Here is a 1213-nt window from a genome sequence, read left to right as displayed (position 1 = left end):
TTTTTTAAATTTTTGTTAAATAAATTTGGCAGAATTTTGTCATTCAGATTAACGAGAAATTATATTGGTTCCTTATGTTATGCGATTCCTCCTTCGTCGGAATGACAAAACCTAGGTATTTATCTAAAAAATTAATGATTTTTAAAACCAACAATTTTCTAAAACCAAACCAAAAAAAAGTACATGAATCTGCACAATCTGTGTATAATTGTTTATTTTTGAAAAATACATCAAATATAACAATGACTGACTTTACACTTAGAATTTTTGCAAGTATTTCTGGACTTGGTGCTGCCTCTGGAATAATTTACCTTAACGAAAACTTATATTTAATTGGCGATAATTCTGGGTTTTTATACAAATATGAAATTTCAACTAAAAACTTATCTAAATTTCCGATTCTAGAAAATCCTGAGGAAAATATTGCAAAGAAAGAAAAACCTGATTTCGAATCGATAACTCTGCGTGACAATAAATTTTATATTTTTGGTTCTGGTTCGACCAAAAAGCGAGAAATTAGAGTTAAATTTGATTTAGAAAATAACGAAACTTCAATCAAAGATGTTTCTGATTTGTATGAAAAACTAAAACAAAAAGCCAATTTTACTAATGACGATTTAAATATTGAAGGATCGTTTTATTATAACGAAAATTTATATTTGATAAATCGTGGAAATGGAGAATTTTCTAAAAACGGTATATTTATTTTCAACAAAGAATTTGATAATGTAATTTACAAACCTTTTAAGTTACCAATTATCAATAATCTAGAAACCAGTTTTACAGATGCAATTGTGATAGAGAACAAAATTTATTTCTTGGCTTGTGCCGAAAACACTTCAAATACTTATGATGATGGCGAAATTTATGGAAGTGTAATCGGTAAAATTGATTTTGAAACTTTCGAAATCGAGCAAACAATACAAATCACCAATAATCAAAAATTTGAAGGTTTAACATTGTATTCTAAACACGAAAACCAAATTAATTTCTTACTTTGCGAAGATAATGATACTGAGGAATTGGTGTCGAAAATTTACAAATTACAAATTAATCTAAATATATAAATGAATCCAATTTTCAGCAAAAACGTCTTTTTAATCAAAGAACATTTAGGTATTTTTAAAGCAGCCAATAAATATGATATTTATGATGCTACAAACAATCAGACGATTTTGAAATGTGATGAACCAGTTTTGGGTTTTTTTACAAA

Annotated in this window: 1 protein-coding gene; it reads left to right on the top strand. The window is 26.7% G+C overall.

Translation table 11 applies throughout. The annotated features are described in order from the left end of the window. Positions 1 to 242: 242 nt before the first annotated feature. Positions 243 to 1067 (top strand): DUF6929 family protein, encoded by an 825-nt coding sequence (locus RMO83_RS10375; RefSeq protein WP_310559610.1) that lies wholly within the window; start codon positions 243 to 245, stop codon positions 1065 to 1067. Positions 1068 to 1213 lie beyond the last annotated feature (146 nt).

This window comes from Flavobacterium sp. (genome assembly GCF_031423415.1).
GTDB lineage: Bacteria > Bacteroidota > Bacteroidia > Flavobacteriales > Flavobacteriaceae > Flavobacterium.
Note: the sequence above shows the minus strand (reverse complement) of the source record. Positions and strands in the feature narration are given on the sequence as shown.